This window comes from Arthrobacter sp. M2012083, from assembly GCF_000281065.1.
In the GTDB taxonomy this organism is placed as follows: domain Bacteria; phylum Actinomycetota; class Actinomycetes; order Actinomycetales; family Micrococcaceae; genus Arthrobacter.
Map to the genome: position 1 here is coordinate 67,779 of NZ_AKKK01000007.1, position 25,823 is coordinate 93,601.

The following is a 25,823-nucleotide window of genomic DNA, read 5'->3' on the forward strand; positions in this document are numbered from 1 at the left end:
CACGGCTCCACAACAGAGGTCTCTGGGCGCAAGTGGGCTCAGCCATCAATGACTAGAGAGGAAACGCAAATGCTTACTCCAAAACTGCTCATCGCCTACGACGGGTCCCCTAACGCGCAGAGCGCAATGCAGACAGTCGCAAGCCTATTTCCAGGCGCTACAGCGGTGCTGCTCTATGCCCGCCAACCGCTGGAGGGCTTCGCCGCGCATCTGGAAGGCCATCCGGCGCTGGAGGAATTACAGGAACTCGACGCTGCAGCGCTCGATGTTTCAGAACGAATTGCCGCTGAAGGCGCAGAATTGGCCCGCAGCCTCGGCTTGATCGCCGAACCGTTGATCGCTTCGACGATGGCCACGGCGTCCGAAACCATCGTGGAAACCGCCGAGGAGTTGGATGTTGATCTGATCGTTCTTGGTTCCCGGGGGTTGCGTGGATTCAAAGCAACGTTGCTGGGAAGCACCTCGGCCAACGTCCTTCACCACGCCACAAGGCCAACACTGGTGATTCCCTCCGAAGCGGTGGCATCGGCTCGCCGGAGCAGCCGCATGATGGCGGGCACGAACTAGGCCGAACCTAAAGTGGCCGCCCCGCATGTGCAGGGCGGCCACTTCATTTGCGCCCGATCTGGGCTATCACCGTGACAGCCACCAGTGCGATAAGGGCGGCACTTAGCCCGTCGAACCCGATGTATGCGAGGACGGGTCCCGCGGCTGCGCCGCCTGCCGCTCCTGCCAAGTTCATGAGTGAATCAGAAACACCCTGCAGCCGTGGTCGATGAACGGACCCAACCGCTTGGCTGACCATAGCGGAGCCGGCGAGAGTGGAGGCCGACCAGCCCAAGCCCAGCAAGCCCAAGCTCACGGTGACCAGGACGTCATTGTTGGACCCCAGCATGGCCAACACCAGGGCACCAAGAAGTATGGCCTGCCCTGCCAGGACAACTGCCCGGGCGCCAAAGCGGTCCGTAAGGTAACCAAGGGCCGGGGAGAATGCGAACATGCCAACCACATGCAGGCTGATCGTCAGCCCAACCGTGGTGAGCGAGGCGCCATGTCCGGTTAAATGCACGGGGGTCATGGCCATAAGTGCCACCATGACGGCGTGGCTTGAAGCCAGGGTGAGCACCGCACGTTTCGCGCCCGGTGAAGAGCGCAGCAAGCGGAAACCGCCTACTGAAGTTCCGGTCCGGGGCTGGATGCCTCCCACGGCATCTCGGGCTTGAGTTGCGATGAGCAGCGGATCCGGCCGCAGGCCAACGAGATAGACGGCGGCTCCGAGCAGCTGCGCGATGCCGCCAATAATGAACCCTCCGGTAAACGGCGGCATCCCCATGATCTCGCCCAGGCTTTCTCCGGGTCCAAAGAGATTCGGCCCGACGACTGCCCCGATGGTTGTGGACCAAACAACCCGGGATAGATCCCGACCCCGGGTTGCCTCGGCCGCGAGGTCGGTGGCTGCGAAGCGGGCCTGCAGGTTCAGAGCCGAACCCGAGCCCATGAGCACCATGCCAAGCAAGAGCAGCGGCAAACTTCTCACGCCCGCCGCGATGATCACGACCACGCCACCGAGCACAGCGATCCAGGCTCCTGTACTTAGCGAAATGCGTCGGCCCCTGGTCTGGGCCAGGCGGGCGAGGGGAACTGCCAGCAGCGCAGCGCCCAGAGCCCCCATTGTCATGGCCATACCCGACCATGCTGCGGAGCCGGAGACGTCAGTGACCAACATTGCCCCGAGGCTCATGGTGGCGCCGGTGCCGATTCCTCCCAGGATCTGGGCCAGTGCCAGTACGCGGACAATTTTTCGCTGTACGGTGCGGGAGCGATTGGTCTCTGGAAAGGTGTCGGCGGACATGGTCACCTTCGGGTGGGGTTCGCGTGAAGGGTGACGGGCGAGCTTTTGGCTACGATCGTCATTATCTTGAGCCGGGCTCGTGTCATTACATGACCTTTCTGGCTGATCCCGTGGCGCTGGCCATCCTTTGGTCAGTGCGGGAGGCGAGTGGATTTAGGACTGACTCCTGCCGGCTCCTGCACTGCCGGACCGATCGGGAGGGTAGTTAGTGGCCACCCTGGTCTGCGCGTAGCTTCGACATGTCGAGATTCCTGACGCCCGCGATGACTTTTTCCAAGTCCCCGGCGGGTAGGGCTCCGGGTTGGGAGAAAACCAGAACCCCTTCCCTGAAGGCCATCAGTGTGGGGATGGACGTGATCCCAGCCGACGTGGCCAGTGCTTGTTCGGCCTCAGTGTCGACCTTGGCGAAGACGATATCGGCGTGCCTTGCGGAGGCTGCTTCGTAAGTAGGCGCGAACATCCGGCAGGGCCCGCACCAGCTGGCCCAGAAGTCAACGAGGACGATGTTGTTGTCCTCGATGGTGCGGCTGAAATCTTGTTCGGTGAGGTTGACGGTGGACATGGAGTTCTCCTTTGGTGGTTTGATGGCCGGCACGTTTTTGGAGGCCTAAGGGAAGGTGATTTTGCTGCGTGCAGCGAGCAATTCGGTGAAGGCATTCAGCCCTGCCACCGCGGTGATACCGCCCCCGGGATGGTGGAAGCTGGTCAGTATTGCTTTGGGATCCTCCGTTCCCAGGTGACGTTGGTGGCTGCCGGGTACCACTGCGCCGTACGCGGCTGCGGAGTGCCGGTAGACGGTAAGAGTGAATCCGGTGTCCGGGGTGTACGGACCCGGATCGGGTGCCCCGGTCAGATCATGCAGAGCGGCACGGGCCGCGTGGGCGCCTTGGGCAACGGCGGCATCCCAATGGTCGATGCGGTAAAGCTGACCGTCCCTGGTTGGGTGAAGTGCAAGGCTGCCCGCTGCATAGACAGCCTGGTAATCCCGGGCGCGCATACGGGTATCGACGGCAATGCCCTGATCGGCACCGGTGAGCCAGGCAGAGCTTGGCATGGTGCCGTGGGCGATGACCACAAGATCTGACTCCAGGATCTGACCATCGCTCAACGTGATGGTGACAGAGGCGGGACCGGCGGTGAGAGTGGTGACGTCCTGGCCGAAGTAGGCGTGGACGTTGTGTCGGTGAAGTTCGGCGATGTGCTCCGCGATTCGACTGCCCAAGGCAGAGGCCAGTGGTGTGGCAGATCGGGAAAGGAGGTGAACCCGGGCACCGGCATCGGCGAGGAAGCTGGCGGTTTCAGCGCCGATGAACCCCGCACCGAGAACCGCGACAGTCTTGCTTGCCGCGTTCTGCCCCAGTCGGGCGCGCAGCCGCGCGGCGTCGTCTGCTGTGTGGAGGTGGAAGACCCGGTCGGGGGCGCCTGTCATGCGGTCGTTCGGGCGTGGGGAGCTCCCGGCGGCGGCGATCAGCGCGGCGTATGGCATAGTGCGGCCGTCCGCCAAGGTGAGGACTGAACGCTCCGTGTCCACAGCGGCAGCGCGGGCCTGGAGGAGATCGCCCTCAAGTGCGCTGACTCCGGGCTGGGTGATCTGCTCTGCAGTGAGCAGGCCTGGCAGGATTCCCTTGTTGACCAGTGTCCGGTTGTAGGGCTGATGGGGCTCCCCATTTATCAGAGTCAGCGGCCCTTCGAAGCCTTCGGCCCGTACCGTAGCTGCTGCGCTCAAACCCGCAGCCCCCGCACCAACAATGACGATTCCCTGCTGCCGATCCATTCCGGTCTCCTACCCGTTTAGCCCGTTTGACATTGATACCCCCCGTGGGTACCTTAGCAACTATACACATACCCCCTAGGGGTACAATGAAAGGGTAGAGCGACCATGAACACCACTGAATTCCAAGTCACCGGAATGACCTGCGGACACTGCGAAATGTCCATCCGCGAAGAGGTCCTGGAAGTGCCCGGTGTCGAGTCCGTGGACGTCAGCCATCAGAGCGGCAGGCTCGTGGTCACCGGCACCGGGCCGGTCGAGGACGCGGCTGTCCTGGCCGCCGTGCAGGCTGCCGGCTACCAGGGGGTGCGGTCGGCGTGAACGCAGCCGGACGACTGGGTGCTTACGCCGCGGGGCTTGCGGTGATTTTCACCGGTGCCTTCGCGGGCGCGGCGGCCCTTGTGCCGGAACAAGCCGTAGCGGCCTGGACGCACTCGGAAGCTTCCATGGACGGGCACGCCGGGGCGGGACACGCAGAACAACCCGCGCCTGATGCTTCCACCACGGCCGGCTCTCCGGTTCAGGGCGTAACCTCGGAACGAGGCGGTTACCTGCTGGGGAACATTACCGCACCCACGGCCGTGGGCACGGACGGGGAACTGGCGTTTACCATTACCGGCAAGGACGCCTCCCCGGTCACCGGGTTCGAGGCTTCGCATGAGAAACGGGCCCACCTGATCGTGGTGCGTTCGGACGGGACGCAGTACCGTCACGTACACCCTGTCATGGACGACGCCGGGCGTTGGTCCCTGCCGTGGCGGTGGGAGGCCGCTGGTACGTATCGGATTTACGCCGACGTCGTCCCGACCGGCTCGGACGCGAATGTGACGCTGACCCGGACTGTGGATGTAGCCGGTTCACTCGAGCCGGCGGCACCGGAAGTCTCCTCCAGCGATGAGGTCCAAGGGTTCCAGGTCTCTCTTCAGGGCGACCTGCAGGCAGGATCACCGTCGGATCTGACGGTCAGCGTTAACCGCAGCGGGCAGCCGGTCACAAACCTGCAGCCCTACCTGGGGGCTTATGGCCACCTTGTGGCCCTGCGGGCAGGCGACATGGCCTACTTGCATACCCACCCTGAAGGTGCCGGGCCGGGGCAGGGCGGGGTCTCCGGGCCCGAGGTGAAATTTGCGACCACACCCCCGACGCCGGGCCGCTATTACCTCTACTTCGATTTTCAGGTGGACGGAAAGGTTCACACCGCCCAGTTCACCGTCGACACCACCGGCTCACCCCGAGCTGCGACCGCACCTACCCCCGATCAGGCACCCACCGACGCCGGCACAGCCGACGACGGACACGGCGGGCACTGACCCATCCCACTAGCCCCCACGGAGCGTGACCCTGACAGGTCGGGCTCCGTACCGGGAGAAAGTAGTACCCATGTCTGCATCAGCAGCCAGGCAACCTGCGCCAGAACTCGACATTGAGCTCGAGATCGGCGGGATGACCTGCGCCTCGTGCGCCAACCGGATCGAACGCAAACTCAACAAACTCGATGGCGTCATCGCTTCCGTAAACTACGCCACCGAAAAAGCCCGTATCACCGCTCCTGCCGGATACGATCCTCAGGCCTTGGTCGCCGAGGTCGAAAAGACCGGATACTCTGCCGCCCTGCCCAGCGCCCGGAAGGAGCAGCAGAACGACGAGGACGACAACCGTCCCGACACTGAACTGCGGTCGCTGAAACACCGGCTTATCGGCAGTGCCGTGCTCGCGATCCCCGTCATCGCCATGGCGATGATCCCTGCCCTGCAATTCAATTACTGGCAATGGCTTTCCTTGGCGATGGCCGCCCCGGTGATCCTCTGGGCGGGCTGGCCCTTCCACAAAGCCGCGTACACCAACCTGCGCCACGGCGCCGCGACCATGGACACCCTGATCTCCATGGGCACCACTGCTGCGTTCCTGTGGTCCCTTTATGCACTGTTCTTCGGCACCGCCGGGACGCCGGGGATGACGCACCCCTTCGAACTGACCGTAGCTCCCACTGATGGTGCGGGCAACATCTACCTGGAAGTCGGCGCCGGGGTAATCCTGTTTATCCTGGCAGGCCGCTACTTTGAGAAGCGTTCCAAGCGCCAGGCCGGGGCAGCGCTGCGCGCCTTACTGGAGTTGGGCGCCAAGGACGTGGCCGTGCTGCGCGACGGTGACGAGATTCGCATCCCCACCGATCAGCTGTCTGTCGGCGAGGAGTTCATCGTCCGTCCGGGCGAGAAGATTGCTACCGATGGCGTGGTCGTCAGCGGCCGCAGCGCAGTCGATGAGTCAATGCTCACTGGCGAATCAGTCCCTGTGGAAGTAGGCACAGGGGACACGGTGACCGGCGCCACCGTCAATTCCGGTGGCCGGCTGGTCATCCGCGCCACACGCGTAGGTTCGGACACCCAGCTCGCGCAAATGGCGCAACTGGTGGAGAACGCCCAGTCCGGCAAGGCCGAGGTCCAGCGTCTGGCTGACCGGATCTCGGGTGTATTCGTGCCCATCGTAATAGCAATCGCTGTTGGCACACTGGCCGCGTGGCTCGGCGCAGGCTTCCCGGTAACGGCGGCATTCACCGCGGCCGTGGCCGTTCTCATCATCGCCTGCCCGTGCGCCCTGGGATTGGCCACGCCAACGGCACTGTTGGTCGGCACCGGCCGGGGAGCGCAGCTGGGCATCCTGATCAAGGGCCCCGAAGTGCTCGAATCAACCCGCAAGGTCGACACCATCCTGCTCGATAAGACCGGTACTGTCACCACCGGCAAGATGACCTTGCGGGGCGTGCACAGCGCGCCCGGCACCAACCCTGACGAACTGCTCCGCATCGCCGGAGCCTTGGAGGATTCCTCGGAACATCCCATCGCCCAGGCGATAGCACGCGGTGCCACCGAACGCGTCGGGGACCTGCCAACCCCGGAAAACTTCGCGAATGTCGAAGGACGCGGCGTTCAAGGCGTGGTCGATGGGCACCTGGTGATCGTGGGACGTGAATCCATGCTCGCTGACTGGTCGCTGACGATGCCGGCCGAGCTTGCCCGGGCCAAGGCTGAGGCCGAAGCAGCCCGCGAGACGGCAGTAGTCGTAGCCTGGGACGGGCAGGTCCGCGGTGTGATCACCGTTGCCGACGCAATCAAGGACACCAGCGCCGAAGCCATCGCGCAATTCCGGGCCCTTGGTCTGACGCCGGTGCTGCTCACCGGCGACAATCGTGTCGTCGCCGAACAGGTCGCCGCCCAGGTGGGGATCGAACAGGTCATCGCAGAAGTCCTGCCCCAAGACAAAGTCCGCGTTGTCACAGACCTGCAGAAGCAGGGCAAGGTCGTGGCCATGGTCGGCGACGGCGTCAACGACGCCGCGGCACTGGCCCAGGCGGATCTGGGCCTGGCCATGGGAACCGGGACGGACGTGGCCATCGAAGCGGCGGACCTCACCTTGGTCCGAGGAGATCTACGTGCTGCCGCCGACGCGATCCGGCTTGCCCGTAAAACCCTGGGCACGATTAAAACCAACCTGTTCTGGGCCTTCGCCTACAACGTAGCCGCGATACCACTGGCCGCCCTCGGGCTGCTCAACCCCATGCTGGCCGGAGCCGCCATGGCATTCAGCAGCATCTTCGTCGTCACCAACAGCCTCCGCTTGCGCTCCTTCAAAAGCCACGCGGTAAACCAGTCACCGACCGCAGCCCGCTCCCGCGCGCTGCAGCCGGTCGACGCCTAACCCACCCCGAAAGGAAAACCACCATGGGAAGCTGCTGCAGCCCCTCCGCCAAGGACACTTCGACAGAGGACCTGACTCTCACCCAACGTCCCCCACAAGACAATGACGCAATCGCCCACTGCCCGGTCATGGCCGGCACGCCCGTAGTCAAGGCCGCAGCCGAGGCCAGCGGCCTCTACCGTGACTTCGAAGGAACGCGCTACTGGTTCTGCTGCGCAGGCTGCGGACCGGCCTTCGACGCCGACCCGGCCAAATACGCTCACGCCGGCTGACGCTCCCACAGCAAAACGCATTCTGGGCGCGGTGACCTTGAGTCACCGCGCCCAAGGCCTACCACCGGGCATCAGGAGACAGCTATGTACCCGAACGCATCCACGGCCAGACCGGCGGGCCATCTGTGCGGCGGCAGCCCGCAGGACACCGGCAACAAGGCCCGCTACGTTGCCCGCCTCAGACGAATGGAGGGCCAGGCTCAAGGAATCGCCCGGATGTTCAACAGAGAGCAGTATTGCCTCGACATCCTTACCCAGGTCTCCGCCCTGAGCGCAGCATTGCGCAGTCTCGGTCTCGGACTGGTCGATGACCACATGAAATACTGCGTCCTAGGCGCCGTGCGCCAAGACCCCCGGACTGCCGAGACCCTCCTTCGAGAAGTGTCCGAAGCCATTGCCCGCTTACGTTGCGGCTAGACCGAACGGCGCGAATCTTCGTCCCGGCGCCCGACCCCTCCCCGCAGCGGGGAACTCATCTGCCGCCCCGAAACGGCTCCGGCACTGGTAGCTAACCGTTGAGAATCTCAGCAGTGAATGCAGGACGGCGGAACCTCCAACCGCAGGACGCAACGGGAACCGCACTTCAGGTCCAGGCAGTGGCGAGGCGTCTCATGGCAAGAAGCCCCCATCTACGGGACCACAAACTTCCTGAACCCCATTGGAGCACGCGCCCCATGCCCGGTACCCCTTCTGCCTCAGCAGCAGAACAGTGCTGCCGCCAATGTAGCCGACCGGCAACGAATTCCATGCCGTCAGCAAGGGCGCTGAAGGCTCTGTGGACGGTGGTACAGAACCCTCAGCACCTTCGATAGACGAACCGTCATTGTGACGATGCCGGGCACCGGAACCCGCAAGGGTCCCGGTACCCGGCTCTAGTTACGTCGGAAACCGACGTTTTCTTCGTTCAGGAAATACGTACACAAGAGCACTGTCCAGCGGCCAGCGTGCCCTCTGCCACCCCGGTTTCTGCGACCGTCTTTACGTGACTTGTCGCAGCATGGGGGTGGACCGGGGCCGGAATCACGTCGTCGTGGTGTCCATCATGGCGCGGCCACAGGTAGAGGGCAGCTGCTGCTCCTATGACGGTGAGGATTGCCAGCGCAGACCACGTGAGGGTTAGGCCGGCGTTTGTTCCGAGCCAGCCGGCAATGGGATAGGTAATCAGCCAAGCAAGGTGAGAGAGCGAGAATTGGGCTGCGAAGACCTCCGGTATCCGGTTCGGTTCACCCGCAGCACGGAGAACTCTTCCCGTCGGGGTGACGATCATCGCCATCCCGGCTCCGATGACCACCCAGATGATCGCTGTGCCAGCCCAGGTAGGGACCCCGGCCGCACTGAATGTGAGCGCCGCTGCGGTACCGCCCACGAGAACGGCGGCACCGGTCATCATCACAGTGCGCTCGGTGACCCGGTCCAGTACACGGGGGAGTGCCAGCGCGGCCATCAGAGTTCCACCACCAGAGGCTGCCATCATCCAGGCCACGTCGGACTGGGATCCGCCCAGTTCATCGCGGACGTAGTTGACGGTGTTGACGATCACGATCGATCCGGCCGCTGCGACAACAAGGTTAAGCGCCATGATGCCGCGCAACCGCGGTGTCCTGACGAATGTTCTGATTCCTGCCGCAGCCCTGTCCCAGGCCTTGGTGTGGGCGCTGGGTTGGGCGTTGGGGATGCGTGCGGACATCACGAGAAACGCGGAGACGACGAATCCAACCGAGGTGCCCAGGAAAAGCCAATTGAAGCTCATGAAGCTCAGCGCGACTGCGGCAAGCACGGGACTGAGCAGGCTCTCCATGGTGTAGGCGACCTGGGAAGCGGACAGGGCACGAGTGTAGGCGGCTTTGTCGGTCACGATATCGGGAATCACCGCTTGGAACGTCGGCGTGAACGCCGCTGACGCTGACTGCAGGAGGCCGATCAGGAGGTAAATATGCCAAACCTCGGTGACAAAGGGCAGCGCAAGGACCACTGCAGCTCGAACCACATCAAGAGTGATGAGGAACGCCCGGCGGGGCAACCGGTCAACATATGCGGCAGCCAGCGGTGCGATGATCACGTACAGGACCATCTTGATGGTCAGTGCGGTTCCGAGAACCTCGCCCGCGCGCGGGCCAGCGAACTCGTAAGCGAGCAGGCCAAGGGCGACCGTCGCCAGGCCGGTGCCGAACAGCGCGATGACTTGGGCGCTGAAAAGATGGCGGTAGTCGCGGATTGCGAACAAACGCATGGTTTTCCTTTCATCCATGCAGGGGACAGGCCCTCAAGAGGCCGCCCGCGAAAGTGAGGCTTCAGACTCCTACGAGGCTGGATTGGGTTCTGGTCTCAAGCCGGCGACCAGGTTGAAGGCGCCGGTGAGGATGTTCAGAGCCACGATGCCGACGACATCGACGATTTCCCGGTCGCTGTAGCCGTGGTCCCGCAACCCGAGGATCTGCTCATCGGTGATTCCCTGCGGGTCGCGGTAGATACGGAGGCCCAGGGCGATGATCGCTGCAATCGCCGGGTCGGCCGAGGTGCCCGCGCGGGCGAGGCCAATTTCGTCCTCCTCGATTCCAGCGGCGCGGGCTGCGTCAACATGTGAGTCGAGGCAAAGGCCGCAGCCTTGCTGGACCTGGACAGCAATGGAAATACGCTCGCTGATCTTGCGGTTCAGTTTTGCGCGTTTCATCGACCGGCTGAGCTGAAGATAGCCGCCCAATACAGCTGGGGAATGCGCCATCGTCGAGACCATGTCACCAACTCGGCCATGGCGGGAGACCAGGTCCGAGAGCAGATCGCGGGACGTGCCCACCGCTGTAGCGGGGGTTAGTTGGGTAAGTCGAGACATGAGAGTCCTTCAGGAGGTGTGCGGCGATTGGATTAGTTGATGCCTTCGATGGTTGGCTTCATAACGTCACCGGTGGAGGTCAGGGGTGGTGATGCGACCCGTGGTTGCCATGGGATTCCTCGCCGGGTTTGCCCGGTCGTGTTCCGGGCTCTGCGGCCAACCCCTCGGCGACGGTAGATGTGGCCCGGGCCGTGAACTGCGCGGTAATTATGGCGCCCTCATGCTGGAAATCCAGATGCAGCCGGTACAAACCAGCTGAAGGTGCGACGGCCATGAATGAGACTTCCGGGCCCGGCGGGGTTGTTCCGTCACCAGGTTCTCCCTCGGGATGGACATGAAGATAGGCCAGGTCTTCAGCGCGAAGTGCCACCAAATGCCCAAAGGCGCCAAGATATGGCTGCAGATCCGTCACCGGTTGTCCGTTCCTGGTGACACTGAAGGTAAGTTCGCTCGCCTCTCCGGGAAGGAGCCCGCCCTCAAGCGTTACGGTGTAGCCATCGACTTCCACGCTCTGCCCAATACCGGGAAGCGGTTGGGGGATGTACTCACCGGAAACGGAGGCGTAGGTACTCAAAGTCATGGGCCCATCGTGTCCGGTCGGGTGGAAGTCCGTGAAAATCCGCCAGGGTCCAGGAGTGAGTTCCAGATCGGTGGTCCACGTCCCCGACTGGTCCCTGATCGGGTGGACATGCTGGAAGCCAGTCATGTCACGGCGGATGGCGATCAGGTGCAATTCTTTCTCATGCGTGGGTATGAACCCGTTCACCGGCTGTCCGTCCGGGCCAACAATCCGGAAAGTTATCGTCTGCGTTCCGCGGCCGAGTGGACGGGAATCGAAATCCAGGGTGTATCCATGCTCCGAGAGCATCAGGCCGCCAGCTCCTTCAACGCCGTGGCTGCTGTGGCTGCTGGTAGTCATATCGTCTCCTCTGTTCTGCATTTGACGCTTGCTAGGGCATTAGGTTCTGGACGTAATTCACGAGGGGCTGGCAACGTTGCTTCGAACCTGCCAGCACAGCACGCGGATGCTCGTCCCGCCTGCCGGGAGCTTTGGCCACAACATTCGCGACCCAAATCCCACTGCCATTCGTCCGTGCCCTCGTACTGCTGATCTGCCGTCACCACTGACTCATATACCCCCCAGGGGTATCCAGTAGGCCTACCATACCCCATAGGGGTATAATTGACAAGGTGAGAGAGTGGGTTGGATCGAGCGCCGACTGGCCCGCGCAAGGGAGTGATCTTGAGTTTACCCACGGAGGGTTATACCCTTAGGGGGTACCTGTAGCGAAGAGGGAAAGCGAATGAACCGGCCCAACAACGTGACTGTAAGCGCCATCTGGGTCTCCCCCAAGCCCGGCGCGAAGGTCGCTGCGCTGGCCAATCCGAAGTATCGGCCCTGGCGTGGCATGATCTCCGTATTCACCCCACTTAAGGGCGGGGCGGATGCATCGTCCACACCCTGCGCCGGCACCCTGCAGGAATCCGGAAGCGAGAACGTCGCAAGAATCGTGAGTAAGGTGATTCGTTGGGCGTCGGCCTGTCTATTCCGGTGCGTGGTCGATCTGACAGTGAAATCCCTGGAAAATAGATCATCCGGCGGCACGGGATCCTCGCACCCAGTACCATCTACGGCTACACCATAAGGAATAAGATGACCACGAAACAGCTGCCTCCAAGCCCTGAAGCAGGGGCCGAGGACCATGCAAACCACGGCTATATCACCGACAAAGAGCGGTACTTGGCCCGCCTCAAGCGGATCGAGGGTCAGGCGCGGGGGATCGCGCGGATGGTCGACGAGGAACAGTACTGCATTGATATCCTCACCCAAGTTTCAGCGCTGACCTCCGCGCTGCGCGGCGTGGCTTTGGGGTTGCTCGATGACCACATGAAGCACTGTGTTCTCGATGCCGCCCAACTCGGCGGAGACGCAGCTGAAGCCAAGATGCAGGAAGCCTCCGAGGCCATCGCTCGCTTCGTACGCTCCTAACCGCCTTGCTGCCGCCTAGCGCTGCGGTTCATCTCAGGCGCCGGGCCCGTGATCATGTGCCTCGGGGGCATCGTCGTGTTCATCCCGGCTGTTTCTGATCGGCGTGGGCGGCTGGCATGGCTACACCCTTGTGCTTGGGCTCACCTTGGCCGACAGGACGCCTCAATGAGGGGATGACGGGGCCATGGGATCAGCCGGGTTCGGCAGAGAATTAGGCGACGCGGGTGGACCCCTGACGTAGGCCATTCCCTAATCCGCGGAGTTTTTCACCCAGTACTTTGGCGGTGTTGCGTGCCCAGCGGTAGGAGTCGACCCCGGATCCGCCGCTCCATGATATGGCCCACGATGCGCGGAGCACGTTTTCGGTGTCGGGTCCAGACCGGGAGGGCCCACCGATCGACCAGCGAGATGGAGGCCCGATCGCGGCGCGCGACCCATAAAAAAATATACCCCGATATAAGGGATTCTTTATATTGCTTCATAGTCTTGTATAGACTTCCCATGTGGACTCCGATATGAACCCCTTCGCTCCTGGATCAGGCCTTAAGCCGCCGGCACTGGAGGGACGCGAAGCCGAGATAGACGCCTTTGACCGTCTGATTGTCAGGACCAAGCGGCAGGCGGCAGAGCGGGGCATACTGCTTTCCGGGCTGCGCGGAGTCGGCAAGACGGTTCTTTTGAACAATTTTGCCGCCCAAGCTGAGCGGCATGACTGGTTCGTGGTTCAGATTGAGGCCCAGCCGACCCCGGAGGGCAGGAAAGCGACACGGCAAAAGTTGGCCCGGGCCATTGAGGCCGGTGCGAGAAGGTTGCGTGCCAAGTCGGCTTGGGGGTACGTGAAGGACGTTCTGGGCAGCATTGGTTCGTTCAATGTCACCTTGGGGTTCACCGGGGTGTCGGCTACCTTGGGCACCACCGCCGGGCGGGCGGATTCCGGAAACCTGGACATCGATCTGGAAGAACTCGTCGAAGACCTCGCAACCGCTATGGCGAAGAGCAAAGCCGGGTTCGGGATTTTCATTGACGAAATGCAGGACCTCGACGACGAGCTGCTCGGCGCCCTGATCTCCGTTCAGCACCTGGCCGGACAGAAAGGCTGGCCTTTCTTCATCATCGGTGCCGGGCTGCCTAACCTCCCGGGAAAACTGAGCGCCACCAGGTCATACTCCGAGCGGCTCTTTGACTACCGCACCATCGGGGCGCTTGACCATGCCTCGGCGGCCGACGCTATCAGCCTGCCGATGAACAAGCTCGGCGCACGGTTGGATGCGGATGCGCTCCGCACGCTTGTTACTGCTGCGGACGGATACCCCTTCTTTCTCCAGGCGTATGGCAAAGCAGCCTGGGATGTGTCCTCAAGCAAAACGGTCAACTTGGACGACGCCCGGCTGGCCGTCGAAATTGGTACAGAACAGCTCGACGCAGGATTCTTCCGCTCACGCTGGCAGCGGGCAACACCGGCAGAACGCCAATACTTGCGCGCCATGGCCGAAGACCGTGACGAAGCAGCCTCCACAGCCCAGGTTGCTTCCCGGCTGAACAGGGCCGCGAGCCAATTAACGGTGGCGCGCTCAAGCCTGATCGCAAAAGGGCTCATTTATGCCCCTGACCATGGAGCGGTCCGCTTCACAGTACCGGGGATGTCCGGGTTTATCAGCCGCCAATATGAGGGGTAACCGATCCGACACGGCACGTGCCGGTAACACACGCACGACGCGCCGTTACATAAATGTGACACTTCTGGTCGTCTGAAGTAAGGTCAACATCGTGCCGGTTTCTCCGAATGCGGCACTCCCGGAGCAAATTGCCTAACTCTGCCGTTGCCCGGGATCCGTTCGCAAATTCGTCCGGCAGAGACGGGGAACCCAACAGCGGCCTGCTTCGGCAGGCCTTGGGGTGAAGTCGTGCTTCAGCACGACCGGGTGTCTCCCATCCGAACCCGACAGCTAACCTCGCAGGCAGTGGGAGAGGCCCTTTCATGCCCATTCGTAAAGCACACGGCCGCCACCGCGCCGTACCCGCCCAGACCAACGCCCTCACGGTCCTGTCCAGATCTGCCGCCGGCAATGCCGGTACTGTAGGCCGCCAAGCTGCCGTCATCGCAGCGGCGTCCGGCCTCGTCTTGACTAGCGGCATTGCCGCCCAGGCAGCAGATGCCCCTGCTCAGCGCGAGACAGAGCCGGCTTCGACCATGGAGATCGCCAGTCAAGTACAGGCGCCACTGAGCGTCGATGCCACTGTCCAGATAGCCTTCGAGCGACCCGTCGTCGTGACGACCCCGGCCCCTGTCGTGGAACCACCGAAGCCCGTCGCTGCCAAAGCGCCAAAGGTGGCTGCTCCGACGACGACCACCGCGCCGAAAGTGGCTGCGCCGGCAAAGGCTCAGGTCACCGTCGCCCCGGCTCCTGCTGCACCGCCGGCCGCCCCGGCAGCAGGCGGAATCAACGCCATCATGGTTTCCTCCGCGTACGCCCAGATCGGCATGATCCAGGACTGCACGCGACTGGTGGAAAATGCCCTGAACGCTGCCGGTATCCCCGTCGGAGACCTTGGCCCGATGCAGTTCATGAACTACGGCACCGTCGTCACCGACCCCCAGCCCGGTGACATGGTGATGCAACCGGGCCACGTGGGAATCTACGTCGGAAACGGCCAAGTACTCAGCTCCGGCCTGAACGGTAAGAACGAAACGGCCGTCCACCCCCTGACATGGATGACAGCCAAGGGCGCCGTCACGTTCGTCCGCGCTGGAAAGTAACCTTGGAGACCGGTGATTCAGCGCCTCGAGGGCTCTGAATCACCGGACCGCCCTTCAAACTCACGCAGGCCGGTGATCTTCCCGACCCGCCGCCAGCGGCCGCGGCAGGAAAGACCGCAGGCCTTCCTGAGTAACCACGCGAGCAGAAACACCTGAGGCACGCTCAACACCGGGGCCTGGCTGATTCCGAACAGCAGCGCTCCCAGACGACCAACGGCGGTCTGCTGACGGGCCTTGGCCATGGGCATCAACCAACCAGCACCGGGAGGATTGGACTTGATGACGACGGCGTAAAGATCCAGCATCGTTATGCACCTTGTGCATAACGATGTGTTCCCCAGAGGCAATGGAAAAGGCCCCAATCAGCACACGCTGTCTACGCTGAAGCATGCGCAGAAGTTGGCTCGCCGCCGTCCTGCTGGTTCCGGCATGTGCGGCCCCGGTAAAGGATTGCCCCGCAATTGCCCAGGCACCGGTTGTCACAGTGACGATCCTGGGCAGCTACGTACCAGCGGTGAACACCGTCCACCTGAAAGCGTGTCAGTCCGGAATCTGCAAAGAGGGTGACCTGAAGCTTGCGCCCGGCCAGACGCCCGTGGACCAGAGCTGCGAAGAAAACCCCGATTCCGTGTGCTCTGCGACTGCGTCCCGTGACGGGACACTTTACGGCCACCTTTGGCTGGATCTGATCACAGAGAATCCGATTGAGGCCACAGTGTCGGGCACCGGGACCGACAGTTCACCACTGCCCGTCCGAACCATCACATTCACGCCCACGCTGACGGAGTGCCCAAAATTCATCACTGCGAGCCTGCTTCTGGATGCCGACGGCATCCGCCAGGGCTGAGTGGATGCGCTGATCTTCCGATCGGTTGAACACCAGGGCCACCTGATCTGACCCTCCAAGGCATTCTCTCAGGATGGCCTGCAAGGCCTGGCCCGAAGCCTGGAATACCCACGCCAGCCCCTTGTCCGCCCGGCAAGACGCCCCATCGGCATCAGACCGGAGCCGCCGGGCGCAGACCACCGCCTCGCAGGCATTGCCGGTGCCGGCCGGAAGGGACCACTGGCTCCAAGTGGAATTCCCCCCTCAACATGGGAATTAGGACAGCCGTATGGGTAAAACGCAGTAACGGCAGGAGGGGCGGAGAGAGGCGGTTGAGGTTGATACCGCCGGATGGTCATGTCACTTGCTTCACATCTGCCTGGCGGCGCTTCTTTTGTCCGTAGCGCGTCATGCCACGGGGCTTGTAGATGGCCAGGATGGTCGCAAGCAGGAGTACCACGAGGGCTCCGCCGGTATGTAGCAGCGCGGAGGGCATCTGCATGCCGGCCATGACAGGATCCTCAGCGATCTCCGCCAATGGACCGATCGTGTGGGTGTACAGGACGAGGACGACTGTGGCGACCAGGGTGAGTGCGAGTTTCATAAGGACCCAGTAGTGGCGGACGAGCCCCCATTTTGTGCCCAGCGCCAGGGCGATTCCGGTCACCAGAGACCCGAGGGCCAAAGGGGCCAGCAATGTCCAGACGGTGGCCTGCAGGCCCAGCCATAGCAACCGACTCAGCTCGGGCTGGTTTCCGGTCAGAGCCGCGATGTCGAGAACGACGAACACGGCCACTGCACCGGCCCATCCCAGGGAGCAGGTGACGTGCAACGTCAACAGAAACTTCCGCGCCCCAGCACTGAGAACCAATGGATTCACTCTTGGCCGCTGAAGACCGTGGGCTGTCCGCTGCCGGGGGCCGACGCCGTGATGCTGCCGTCCGGAGCACCGAGCCCGAAGCCGTGCCGGCCCGGCCCGTGCTCACCACCGCTGAGGATCATGACCGCCGCGATCACCAGGAGAAGGACGCCGGCAGCGAGGGCAGAGATTTTGACCCACCGCGGCGGTCCGGTGAAAGTGTCCCGATCCGGGTGCTTGCTGCCCTCGGCCATTCCCGGTTTTCCACTCATAACGTTCCTGTCAGTTGGTTCTCGGTCAAAACATCTTTACGAGACAGTATGTCTTGGATGCTTCAGCATGTCTAAGGGATGACGAAGCGTATGATCGGGGCATGCCGAAGTTGTGGAACGAAACCATAGAGGAACACCGCGGGGCCGTTCGTTCTGCCATTCTGGACGCAGTCGCCGGTCTGGTATCAGGCCGCGACCTATCGTCGGTCACCATGTCGCGGATCGCTCAGGACGCGGGGATTGGACGGGCGACGCTGTATAAGTACTTTCCTGATGTGGACACGGTCCTGGACGCTTGGCATGAGCGCCACCTCAATACCCATCTGGAGCAGCTCGTGCACACCAGCGAAAATACCCGGGGGGACACCTGGCACAGGCTGGAAGAGGTCCTGCGCGCCTACGCAGTGATCGCCCACTCCGGCCACGGCGGGGAACAAGCAATACGGCTGCACTCCCGGCCCCACGTCGGAGATGCCGAACGGCATCTGAACGCGTTCCTGGCGGCCCTGCTCGCCGAGGGCTCAGAAGAAGGTGCTATCCGGAACGACATTGCACCGGAGGTGTTGGCCGGCTACTGCCTCCACGCCCTGGGCGCCGCGGCAGGGCTGACCCAGGACGCCGCGCGGCGGCTCGTTGGAATCACCATGGCAGGATTGCGGCCCGAAACCCGGCACCCGGGTACCTGAGACAGGACAGAGAGGGCTGTTTCCTCGCTCCGGGGGCTGGCTCTTTTAGGTGAGGGTGGCCAGGAGCGCCGCGCAGGCATCCTCGCAGCGCCGGCAGGCCTCCGCGCAGATCCTGCAGTGTTCGTGCATGTGTGCGTGCTGTTCGCACTCGCGGGCGCAGACCCCACACGCAGTCCGGCAAGCCTCAAGCATCGCGCGGAAGATGTCGGTGTTTGTGCCGGTTTGTCGGCTAAGGATGGTGCCGGTTGCCGCGCAGATGTCGGAGCAGTCCAGATCCGTACGGATGCACGTGGTGAGTTCTGCGACCATCTCCTCACCCAGGCACGCGTCGGCACAGGCAGTGCATACCTGGGCGCATTCGAAGCAGGCAGTAATACACTCAGCCAGCTTCTCTTTGTCCAGGCCCTCTGACGGTTGCGGGTGGGAATTGATCATCGTGCTGATGTGGTGGGTCATGGTTCTGCTCCTGACATTGATCACGAAGCGGCCGGCCTGCCCGGCCGTTTAACCCACCCTAGACCTCGAACGGGCGAAGCCGAAGGAGCAGCATGAACTCCCACCGATCAGAACCCCCGAAGGGTCCACCAGTCATGTCGGGCGAAGCGGGCACGTCCGAAGCGGGTTGACGTTGAGATGGAAGCGTCCGTGGTCAGGCCGGTGGCGGTGTGGTGAGGATGACGTCGACGAGGTAGCTGGCGGTGGAGCGTGAGCCGGGGAAGTCTCCGCTGTAGGTGTAGGCGCCGGCGTCCGGGCCGGTGCGCAGCGGTCCGACACTCATGCCGGTACCGAACCCGGAGGAGGTGACCGGGTTGCACGGTCCCGCGTCAACGGCTCCCATTGAACCGGGGGGAAGGAAGCCACCATGGCGATGGCCACAAGCACCCGCCACCCGTTGCCGAGCCGCTGTCGTCTCTCGGCTGGACGACCGGTCATCATGACTCCTGGAGTGGTACGCCAATAGCAAATGCAGGCCCGCGCAACGCGCGGACCGGTTGCCGCTCCCCAGCGAGGCCAAACCGATCTTCAGGTATAGAACAACCCAAGGGTCGCCAGACGTCCTTGAGCAGTCGTTCCGGACAAACGGGACCAAATCCAACTCAGCCGCGCACAGGACTCCGTAACCAAAGGTGGATCACCGGAATGACTTCACCCAAGCAACCCTTGGGAGGGAGTGTAGACATGCGGCTGTTACACGGCAAGATCTTTCCGGCGTGACCGGTGGCCGCGGCCGTCGTGATCGAGGGAACTTCAAGGCCCCCGTGCTTCGTTGGAAAGCTGCAGGGACCACAGCACTGCGCCAGCCCGGTACCCTTAAACCAGAACCAGCCCCGTGGGGGGCACGCCCGCCGGAAGGAGGAACACGATGACCGCTGCCATTGGACGGCCTCTGACGGCGTTCCTGCGGCGGTCGGTGATCCTGGCCGGCATATTGGCCCTCATCGCCGGGATTTTCGGTATGCATATGCTTTCCGGCGCCCACGGGCTGCACGCGACGGCGACCTCACCAACAGCCGTAACGCAGCTCGACGGGTATCCTGCCGCGGTGGGGGAAACGGCCCCAAGGCAACTGACGGCCGTAGGGGCTGAACCGGCTGCTTCCTTCTCCGAAGCGTCCTCCTCCTGCTCGGACCCGGTCACCTGCCCGACCATGTCCACAACGGCGCAGGAGTGTATCCCGGCACCGGCCAATACCTCCCTGGAGGCCCCGGTGCCCGGGGCGGCACTGCCGGCACCACGTCTGGATACTTCCGGCGGGCCGCGTCTTTGCCATGCACCTTTGACATCGAGCCCATCGCCAATGACCTTGGGCATCAGCAGGACATAGAGCATCCCTGATGCGCGGGACGTCTCTTCCTGCGCCAAGCTCTTTCACCTCGACGCACCGCGTTAGGCCATACCCGTGCCTGAAAGCGGTCCCGTCGCCACCTGCGCGCCCCCGCGCTCCCGATGTCTTGAAGGACCCCGATTTTCATGAACAACTCTCTGAACCCTTCCACCGCTGTCGCCGACACGGGGCAGGGCACGCCCCGAAATCTGCCTCCGGCAGGAGAGGCATTGCAGCCGGGCAGCGAGCACAACACCCCAGCCGCTGAGGCAAACAACACCAACCCGCCCTCCGAGCTGACACCTCCGTCACAGATGGATCAGCTCCGCGGTCTTCCGTCCTTTGGGTTCGAGATGGTCGCCGAAGAACCCCGGACCGAAGCGACAGGATGCTAAGTGCCATGATGAAGCGTGACAGAGCTCAGCCCTCTACGGAGGGCTGAGCCATGGACCTTGGTGGCTTTTTCGCCTCCACGGTAACTTCCGGCGCGCTGCTCATCGCGATCCCCCTGGCGATGGCGGCCGGGTTGGTCTCCTTTCTGTCCCCGTGCATCCTTCCCTTGGTGCCCGGGTACCTGGGTTACGTCTCCGGGCTGACAGACCCGGGCCAGCCGCGCAACCGGCGCCGGGTGCTGGCCGGGGTCGGGTTGTTCGTGCTGGGCTTCGCCGCGGTCTTTACTCTCTACGGCGCTGCGTTCGGGGCCATCGGATCCTGGCTGGTGCGCTGGCAGGACGCGCTTATGCGCGGGCTGGGTGTTGTGGTGATCCTGATGGGCGCCGCTCTGCTCGGTCTGGTGCCGTGGTTACAGCAGACCCGAAAAATCCATGTCGGGCGGCGGGGCGGCCTTGCGGGGGCTCCGCTGCTTGGTGTCGTCTTCGGGCTCGGCTGGACACCTTGCATGGGGCCGACCCTAAGCGCGGTGCTCTCCTTGAGCGTCACGACCGGCAGCGCAGGCCGCGGGGCCCTCCTGGCCTTCGCCTACTGCCTCGGGCTTGGCATTCCCTTCGTTGCGGCCGCCTTGGGCCTGGGATGGGTCAGTTCAGCCTTGGCTTTGGTGCGCCGTCACATCAGGATCGTGAACATTGCAGGAGCGTCCATGCTCGTCCTCCTCGGTGTCCTCATGGTCACCGGCGTGTGGGTGCAGTGGATCTATCAGCTGCAGAACCTCTCCGGAACCTATCTCACCCCCATTTGACCTCCTGCGGTGCCCTGGCCCGCAGACCAAAGGACCTCTCATGCACGGCAATCAATCGAACAGCCATCATTCGTTCGGGCTCTCCACTAAATGAGGAGGCTAATGCAACCCCCTGCAATGCCGGATCTCTTCATCCCCTCTCCCACGGTCAGCGCCTTCGAGCTGGGGCCGCTGACCATCCGCTTCTACGCGCTCTGCATCCTGGCCGGCATCATCGTTGGCACCTGGCTGACAGCGCGCAGACTCCGCGCCCGCGGAGGCACGACAGCCCAGGCCCTGGACACCGTGATGTGGGCTGTGCCCTTTGGGATCGTCGGAGGCCGCATTTATCACGTCATCACCGACAACCAGTTGTACTTCGGACCCGGGAAGGATCCGTGGGCTGCCCTGCGGATCTGGGAGGGCGGGCTGGGGATCTGGGGTGCGGTCGCCTTGGGCCTAGTGGGCGCGGCCATAGGGGCCCGCCGTTCAGGGGTGACCTTGGCAGTGTTCGCCGACGCGGCCGCCCCCGGGCTGCTCATCGCCCAAGGCCTGGGCCGGTGGGGAAACTGGTTCAACAACGAACTCTACGGCGGCCCCACGGACCTGCCATGGAAATTGCAGATCCACAACATGAATGCGGCCACCGGGCAGGCCGTGACCGCAGCGGACGGAACACCGGAAGTACTGGGCTACTTCCATCCAACTTTCCTCTATGAATCACTTTGGTGCCTGGCCGCGGCGGCGCTGCTGATGTTCCTGGACCGCAAGTACCACTTCGGGGCAGGAGCGGTGTTCGCGGCCTACGTCGTCCTCTACACCAGTGGCCGGTTTGCCTTCGAATTGATGCGCGCGGACCCGGCCAACATCATCCTGGGCCTGCGGGTGAACACCTGGGTCTCCGCGATGCTGCTGCTCACCGGCATCATTTTGTTTCTGATCCTGCGCCCGGGCCCCCGGTCCTTTGTTCTGGACCAAGGCCGAACCCCTGTCACGGCTCCGTCATCCAACCGCCGAGGAGATACCCCATGAGCAACGCCAGCAAACGCCGCGCCGAAGCCCAAGCCATCCTGACGGCCCTCCGGGCAGAGCAAAAAGCCAAACAGCGGAAAAGGAACATTTTCATCTACGGCAGTTTCGGGTTGGTCCTGGCCGCCATTGTCACCGCCGTGGCACTGGTGATCACCGGATCGATCCAGGAAAAGAACGCCGCCCTCGAGGCAGCCAGGAAACCCATCGAGGGCATCCAGACGTACTCCGGGCTCTCCAGCAACCACGTCCAGACCCAGGTCTCCTACCCCCAGGAGCCCGGCGTCGGAGGGGACCATGCCCCCGCCTGGACCAATTGCGGCGTATACACCGAACCTGTCAGTGAAGAACGGGCCGTGCACTCCCTGGAACACGGTGCCGTGTGGCTGAGCTACAAGCCTGACCTGCCCGCGGAGGAAATCAGCAAACTCGCTGCCCTGGCCAAAACCGACCCCTACGTCCTACTCAGCCCCAACAAGAACCAGACCGAACCGGTCACCGCCACGGCCTGGGGGGCCCGCCTGAGTGTGCCGAACGCCGATGACTCCCGCGTCCCCACGTTCATCAACGCCTATGCCCAATCCCCCAACGCGCCCGAACCCGGGGCCTCGTGCACCGGCGGAAGCAACGACTAGACCGGACAGGCCGGACCCCGCAAAGGACACCATCGTGATGCAGGAGAACCACAGGAAGACCCCGTGGCGCGGCACCGCCGATACCTTCGGCGGGTGCGACCGGGGGCGTCCGGTCATGGCTGTACGGGTTGGTCGTGCGGATCCTGCATCCGGCATACGCCGGGCGTCAGCGGGCCGGCCCGCCCATGGGCCGCACAAAGGGCACCTTGCCGCCGGTCAGCTGTCGCTGACCGGAGCCGGGAACTGTTGAGGATGCCCGTCCATGCCAGGGCCTTGGGTTCGCGGCCCGGTCCCGAACCGGCCGCTCAGATGAACGACGCAGGGTCCACTGTCTTGTCGTTCACCATGACCTCGAAATGGAGGTGGCATCCGGTGGAATTGCCTGTTGTTCCTACCCCGGCGATCTGGACACCCTTGGCGAGAACCTGTCCGACTGAGACTCCGATGCTGGCTAGGTGGTTATACGTGGTTTTCAGTCCGTTGCCGTGGTCAACAACGATCCTGTTTCCCCCGCCGTACTGGCTCCAGCCCGCCTCCACGACAGTTCCGGCGCCGGCAGCAAAAACCGGGGTACTGCATGCCCCGGTCAGATCCATCCCGGTGTGCCATTCCCCGGTCGCCCCCGTCAGCGGATTGACTCTCAGACCGAAAGGTGAGCTGACGTTGACCGACGCCATAGGCGCCCGAAGACCTGGAGCGGTTTCAACCGGCGGGGCCGGAGCGGCAACGGGCGGGGCCTGCACAGCGCCTGCCGCGGCTGCTTCGACCTTTGCCGGCGGGGCGGCCACCACAACGGGTGCCGCCTGGGAACTGACGGCCGGACGGTCAAAGGAAAGGGAGGCCGCCGCTTCGGCACTGATCATTGGCTGCACGACCGAGGCCGGTGAGGCAGCCGGGACAACTTCCCGGGCGGTGCCCGACTGTTCAGGTGCTGCTTGGGCGGCGGACAGGACGGAGACGGCGATCAGGCCGGTAGCTGCCGCCGCGGCACCGAACCGTGGGCCACGGTTCAGCAGCGAAGACAGAGGAACGGCGGTCAGACGGCGGCTGATGGGAGCTGACGTGGGGGCGGCGCGACGGCGCCCGTGCTGGGAACGGGAAGGCAAGGCGGGGGTCCTCTCAACGCCGGCGAAGTTAGCTGTCGGATTCGGACGAGTGGACTGTCCGGCCAGCCCCGCTTCACCGCCCATGGGCGGACAATCGCAAGGCCAGCTTCACCCCAAGGTGCTGCATGCACCGCTGTTGGGTCCTCCGCCCCCGCCTGGAACTGGAAATTCATGGACCGCCGACGGGGTTTGGCGAAACGGGCCAGCATACCCATGGCGGGTATGTACAAAGGCAACACTAACCAAAAAGATCCAAAAGTTACAATTTCGTTACCTGGGGGTTGTCATGTTGACCAAGAGTCACGGGCACGTCCCCACGCTGAGCCAAGGGGTCTGAAGATGGCATTGAACGTCGGGAAAAATGCGCAGCAGCCGGGAAACGGGACCGGTGATGGGGGCAGTACCGTTGCTGAAGACCTGGTTGCCGCGATTCTGGGCCTCGTGATCGTTACGGCCGTCTATTTCGATGGGCGCGCCCATATCCTGGGCCTTCCGGACTCCTTTTTTACTCCATGGCACGCGTTCCTGTACGGAGGGCTGCTGCTGCTGGGGACATGGTTGCTGATTATCAGCCGCGCGGCTGCACGACGACACCGTCTTGGTCGTGTGGGACGGATTCCCGGCGGCTATGGGGCGGCCGTGGTGGGTGCCGGGCTGTTTCTGGCTGGCGGCGCCGTTGATTTGCTCTGGCATCAGGTCCTTGGTGTGGAATCGGGAATCGATGCTCTGCTGAGCCCCCCTCATCTTTTGTTGTTCGTCGGCGGTGCCCTCCTGCTGTCAGGCCCGGTTGGTGCTTCCAGGCTTCGGGGCGGCCCCGGGTCGATCGCTGAGCGGGTCCCGCCGACATTGGGTGCGGTGGGCATCGCCGGGATTGCGGCGTTCGCCCTGAGTTTCCTGTCAGGGTTTATTACTGACTTCGCGACCGTTGCCGTCGGTCATGCCCCGGAAGGTACCGACGAGCACAACGTGGCAGAAGCTCTGGCCTCGGCCGGCCTGGCCAGTTATCTGCTCACCTCGCTCATCATGGTCGTTCCCCTGGTGTTTCTTGTTCGGTCCCGGGCCTCCGGGCTGGGGACTGTAACGGGTGTCGTTGGCCTCCTTGCCCTGTTGGCCGCCGTCCTGGTCAATTTCCGCACCATGGGGATTGTCCTCGCAGCAGTCGCTGCGGCCGTGCTGGTCGACGTTCTTCTTCATTTCCTGCGACGGCTCAACGCATCGTTGCGGGTGCAGGAACTCGTGCTCGCCGCGGCGCTGCCCCTGCTGGTTTGGCCCGGTCAACTCCTGGCAACGAATGAGGTCAAAGGCGTTCAGTGGTCAGCGGAAATGCTGACAGGGATAACCATCCTGTCTGCGCTGATTTCGTTTGGCACGGTTTTCGCGCTCGGCTCCACCCCGCAGGCCGCCAACCGGCGGGACACCGCGGCACAGCTGGGCTGAACGCTACGAACCAGCCTACGCCGGCCAACACCCCGCTGGCCGGATCATCCAGACCATTGGAGCCATCAATGCACAACACTTCCCTCAAGTCTTTCCGCAGGAAGCGGGCCCTCGGCTGCGGCCTCGCCCTCTCAGCGACGACACTGGCCGCGGCGCTGATCCTGCACCCCGCCAGCTCTTCGCAGACCGGGGAAGGCGGCACTAGGACCGCACTCGAGCGCGCAGGGGAACAGACGCCTGACATCAACGTCATTGACATGACCTCCGATGCCGGGACGACAGTCACCGACAACATGTCCATCTCCAACGGCGACGAACTTCACGCTGCTGCCGGCGATACTGCCAGCGGAATCATTGTCCTCCACAAGCAGCCGACCGTCTTCGCTTACTCTCCCGGGGATGGCAACCCCATCACCGCCCCCGAACCCATCCCGAGGGCCACGGATACGGGACGCCCCACGGAGATGGAGTCCACAGTCTCTCCGCCGCCCGCCGCCCCAACACCGAACCCCGGCCCGGACGACAGCAACGCGCCCTTGGTCGCCGTAGTCGCTGCAGGGATCCTTGCCCTGGTCGGCGGGGCCTTCCTCCTCTCCCAGAGGTCACTTCGGAACAAGCCCTGAACCGACGAGGCGATCCTACCGGGCAGCGAAGCCCCGCCGATGGCACGGCTAAAGCTGCAGTCTTCAGGTGCTGTTGGGGGTGCTTGGTAGGGAAACTTGCGGCAATCCAGGCGGTAACGAGACCAAGCCACAGTTTTAGGAAAATGGGCATATTGGTCGGGGGAATCCGACGGAGACCTCTT

The 25,823-nt window shown here is 63.4% G+C and carries 30 protein-coding genes and 2 riboswitches; of the genes, 17 read left to right on the forward strand and 13 right to left on the reverse strand.

The window, feature by feature from the left end; genetic code table 11:
• Positions 1-69 precede the first annotated feature (69 nt).
• Positions 70-567 (forward strand): universal stress protein, encoded by a 498-nt coding sequence (locus A477_RS0104925; protein WP_017197912.1) that lies wholly within the window; start codon positions 70-72, stop codon positions 565-567.
• 43 nt (positions 568-610) lie between these two features.
• Here the strand turns inward: A477_RS0104925 and A477_RS0104930 are convergent, their stop codons facing one another.
• The 3 genes from A477_RS0104930 to A477_RS22040 all read right to left on the reverse strand — a co-directional run bounded on the left by A477_RS0104930 (position 611) and on the right by A477_RS22040 (position 3,626).
• Positions 611-1,852, reverse strand: coding sequence for an MFS transporter (locus A477_RS0104930; protein WP_017197913.1), 1,242 nt, complete (start codon positions 1,850-1,852; stop codon positions 611-613).
• A 205-nt stretch (positions 1,853-2,057) separates the two neighbouring features.
• Positions 2,058-2,414: a thioredoxin gene (trxA, locus tag A477_RS0104935; RefSeq protein ID WP_017197914.1), complete on the reverse strand. Its 357-nt coding sequence runs from the start codon at positions 2,412-2,414 to the stop codon at positions 2,058-2,060.
• 45 nt (positions 2,415-2,459) lie between these two features.
• Positions 2,460-3,626, reverse strand: a complete 1,167-nt coding sequence (locus A477_RS22040; RefSeq protein WP_017197915.1) for an FAD-dependent oxidoreductase — start codon at positions 3,624-3,626, stop codon at positions 2,460-2,462.
• Positions 3,627-3,731: 105 nt separating this feature from the next.
• Here A477_RS22040 and A477_RS0104945 point away from each other — a divergent pair, with 105 nt between their 5' ends.
• From A477_RS0104945 to A477_RS0104965, 5 genes are all read left to right on the forward strand, one after another.
• Positions 3,732-3,944 (forward strand): heavy-metal-associated domain-containing protein, encoded by a 213-nt coding sequence (locus tag A477_RS0104945; protein ID WP_017197916.1) that lies wholly within the window; start codon positions 3,732-3,734, stop codon positions 3,942-3,944.
• Positions 3,941-4,933, forward strand: a complete 993-nt coding sequence (locus tag A477_RS0104950) for a DUF8832 domain-containing protein (protein WP_017197917.1) — start codon at positions 3,941-3,943, stop codon at positions 4,931-4,933. The genes A477_RS0104945 and A477_RS0104950 overlap by 4 nt, the downstream gene beginning before the upstream one ends.
• 70 nt (positions 4,934-5,003) lie before the next feature.
• Complete coding sequence (locus A477_RS0104955) at positions 5,004-7,319, forward strand: heavy metal translocating P-type ATPase (RefSeq protein WP_017197918.1); 2,316 nt, start codon at positions 5,004-5,006, stop codon at positions 7,317-7,319.
• 23 nt (positions 7,320-7,342) lie between these two features.
• The gene (locus tag A477_RS0104960; RefSeq protein WP_017197919.1) at positions 7,343-7,591 is read left to right on the forward strand and encodes a YHS domain-containing protein; all 249 of its coding nucleotides are present in this window, start codon (positions 7,343-7,345) and stop codon (positions 7,589-7,591) included.
• Positions 7,592-7,675: 84 nt separating this feature from the next.
• Positions 7,676-8,008, forward strand: coding sequence for a metal-sensitive transcriptional regulator (locus A477_RS0104965; protein ID WP_017197920.1), 333 nt, complete (start codon positions 7,676-7,678; stop codon positions 8,006-8,008).
• 487 nt (positions 8,009-8,495) lie between these two features.
• On the opposite strand, the gene A477_RS0104970 is transcribed toward A477_RS0104965, so the two are convergent.
• The 3 genes from A477_RS0104970 to A477_RS0104980 form a co-directional block, all read right to left on the reverse strand.
• A complete protein-coding gene (locus A477_RS0104970) occupies positions 8,496-9,821 on the reverse strand; it encodes an MFS transporter (protein ID WP_017197921.1) in 1,326 nt (441 codons plus the stop codon).
• A gap of 69 nt (positions 9,822-9,890) precedes the next feature.
• Positions 9,891-10,421: a carboxymuconolactone decarboxylase family protein gene (locus A477_RS0104975; RefSeq protein ID WP_017197922.1), complete on the reverse strand. Its 531-nt coding sequence runs from the start codon at positions 10,419-10,421 to the stop codon at positions 9,891-9,893.
• Between the two features lie 79 nt (positions 10,422-10,500).
• Positions 10,501-11,340: a DUF8832 domain-containing protein gene (locus A477_RS0104980; RefSeq protein WP_017197923.1), complete on the reverse strand. Its 840-nt coding sequence runs from the start codon at positions 11,338-11,340 to the stop codon at positions 10,501-10,503.
• A 735-nt stretch (positions 11,341-12,075) separates the two neighbouring features.
• On the opposite strand from A477_RS0104980, the gene A477_RS0104990 reads away from it, so the two are divergent.
• From A477_RS0104990 to A477_RS0105000, 3 genes are all read left to right on the forward strand, one after another.
• Positions 12,076-12,411: a metal-sensitive transcriptional regulator gene (locus tag A477_RS0104990; RefSeq protein WP_017197925.1), complete on the forward strand. Its 336-nt coding sequence runs from the start codon at positions 12,076-12,078 to the stop codon at positions 12,409-12,411.
• A 503-nt stretch (positions 12,412-12,914) separates the two neighbouring features.
• On the forward strand, positions 12,915-14,087 hold the full coding sequence (locus A477_RS0104995; RefSeq protein ID WP_017197926.1) for an ATP-binding protein: 1,173 nt from the start codon (positions 12,915-12,917) through the stop codon (positions 14,085-14,087).
• 119 nt (positions 14,088-14,206) lie between these two features.
• Positions 14,207-14,386: riboswitch (cyclic di-AMP (ydaO/yuaA leader) on the forward strand.
• Between the two features lie 3 nt (positions 14,387-14,389).
• Positions 14,390-15,169, forward strand: coding sequence for an NlpC/P60 family protein (locus A477_RS0105000; RefSeq protein WP_017197927.1), 780 nt, complete (start codon positions 14,390-14,392; stop codon positions 15,167-15,169).
• A 17-nt stretch (positions 15,170-15,186) separates the two neighbouring features.
• On the opposite strand, the gene A477_RS0105005 is transcribed toward A477_RS0105000, so the two are convergent.
• A complete protein-coding gene (locus tag A477_RS0105005; protein WP_017197928.1) occupies positions 15,187-15,474 on the reverse strand; it encodes a hypothetical protein in 288 nt (95 codons plus the stop codon).
• A gap of 83 nt (positions 15,475-15,557) precedes the next feature.
• On the opposite strand from A477_RS0105005, the gene A477_RS0105010 reads away from it, so the two are divergent.
• Positions 15,558-16,016 carry a hypothetical protein gene (locus A477_RS0105010; RefSeq protein WP_026005359.1) on the forward strand — a complete coding sequence of 153 codons (459 nt, stop codon included), beginning with the start codon at positions 15,558-15,560 and terminating at the stop codon, positions 16,014-16,016.
• A gap of 334 nt (positions 16,017-16,350) precedes the next feature.
• On the opposite strand, the gene A477_RS0105015 is transcribed toward A477_RS0105010, so the two are convergent.
• Positions 16,351-16,833 carry a hypothetical protein gene (locus A477_RS0105015; protein ID WP_017197930.1) on the reverse strand — a complete coding sequence of 161 codons (483 nt, stop codon included), beginning with the start codon at positions 16,831-16,833 and terminating at the stop codon, positions 16,351-16,353.
• A gap of 38 nt (positions 16,834-16,871) precedes the next feature.
• The gene (locus tag A477_RS0105020; protein ID WP_017197931.1) at positions 16,872-17,126 is read right to left on the reverse strand and encodes a hypothetical protein; all 255 of its coding nucleotides are present in this window, start codon (positions 17,124-17,126) and stop codon (positions 16,872-16,874) included.
• A 101-nt stretch (positions 17,127-17,227) separates the two neighbouring features.
• On the opposite strand from A477_RS0105020, the gene A477_RS0105025 reads away from it, so the two are divergent.
• Positions 17,228-17,812: a TetR/AcrR family transcriptional regulator gene (locus A477_RS0105025; protein ID WP_017197932.1), complete on the forward strand. Its 585-nt coding sequence runs from the start codon at positions 17,228-17,230 to the stop codon at positions 17,810-17,812.
• Positions 17,813-17,857: 45 nt separating this feature from the next.
• On the opposite strand, the gene A477_RS0105030 is transcribed toward A477_RS0105025, so the two are convergent.
• From A477_RS0105030 to A477_RS0105040, 3 genes are all read right to left on the reverse strand, one after another.
• The gene (locus tag A477_RS0105030; RefSeq protein ID WP_017197933.1) at positions 17,858-18,268 is read right to left on the reverse strand and encodes a four-helix bundle copper-binding protein; all 411 of its coding nucleotides are present in this window, start codon (positions 18,266-18,268) and stop codon (positions 17,858-17,860) included.
• A gap of 193 nt (positions 18,269-18,461) precedes the next feature.
• Positions 18,462-18,590 carry a hypothetical protein gene (locus A477_RS23845; protein WP_286130195.1) on the reverse strand — a complete coding sequence of 43 codons (129 nt, stop codon included), beginning with the start codon at positions 18,588-18,590 and terminating at the stop codon, positions 18,462-18,464.
• A 533-nt stretch (positions 18,591-19,123) separates the two neighbouring features.
• On the reverse strand, positions 19,124-19,675 hold the full coding sequence (locus tag A477_RS0105040; RefSeq protein ID WP_157367042.1) for a hypothetical protein: 552 nt from the start codon (positions 19,673-19,675) through the stop codon (positions 19,124-19,126).
• A 108-nt stretch (positions 19,676-19,783) separates the two neighbouring features.
• Between A477_RS0105040 and A477_RS0105045 the strand changes: the two genes are divergently transcribed.
• From A477_RS0105045 to A477_RS0105060, 4 genes are all read left to right on the forward strand, one after another.
• Positions 19,784-20,032: a hypothetical protein gene (locus A477_RS0105045; RefSeq protein WP_017197936.1), complete on the forward strand. Its 249-nt coding sequence runs from the start codon at positions 19,784-19,786 to the stop codon at positions 20,030-20,032.
• 50 nt (positions 20,033-20,082) lie between these two features.
• Entirely contained in the window at positions 20,083-20,832 is a 750-nt protein-coding gene (locus A477_RS0105050) for a cytochrome c biogenesis CcdA family protein (protein ID WP_017197937.1), read from the forward strand.
• 102 nt (positions 20,833-20,934) lie between these two features.
• Positions 20,935-21,843, forward strand: coding sequence for a prolipoprotein diacylglyceryl transferase (gene lgt, locus A477_RS22045; protein ID WP_017197938.1), 909 nt, complete (start codon positions 20,935-20,937; stop codon positions 21,841-21,843).
• On the forward strand, positions 21,840-22,475 hold the full coding sequence (locus A477_RS0105060; RefSeq protein WP_017197939.1) for a thioredoxin-like domain-containing protein: 636 nt from the start codon (positions 21,840-21,842) through the stop codon (positions 22,473-22,475). The genes lgt and A477_RS0105060 overlap by 4 nt, the downstream gene beginning before the upstream one ends.
• Positions 22,476-22,780: 305 nt before the next feature.
• Here the strand turns inward: A477_RS0105060 and A477_RS22905 are convergent, their stop codons facing one another.
• Complete coding sequence (locus A477_RS22905; protein WP_237715728.1) at positions 22,781-23,581, reverse strand: M23 family metallopeptidase; 801 nt, start codon at positions 23,579-23,581, stop codon at positions 22,781-22,783.
• A gap of 5 nt (positions 23,582-23,586) precedes the next feature.
• Positions 23,587-23,758, reverse strand: a riboswitch (cyclic di-AMP (ydaO/yuaA leader).
• A gap of 162 nt (positions 23,759-23,920) precedes the next feature.
• On the opposite strand from A477_RS22905, the gene A477_RS22720 reads away from it, so the two are divergent.
• Complete coding sequence (locus A477_RS22720; RefSeq protein WP_017197941.1) at positions 23,921-25,018, forward strand: hypothetical protein; 1,098 nt, start codon at positions 23,921-23,923, stop codon at positions 25,016-25,018.
• Between the two features lie 68 nt (positions 25,019-25,086).
• Positions 25,087-25,641, forward strand: coding sequence for a hypothetical protein (locus A477_RS0105075; protein ID WP_017197942.1), 555 nt, complete (start codon positions 25,087-25,089; stop codon positions 25,639-25,641).
• Positions 25,642-25,823: the final 182 nt, after the last annotated feature.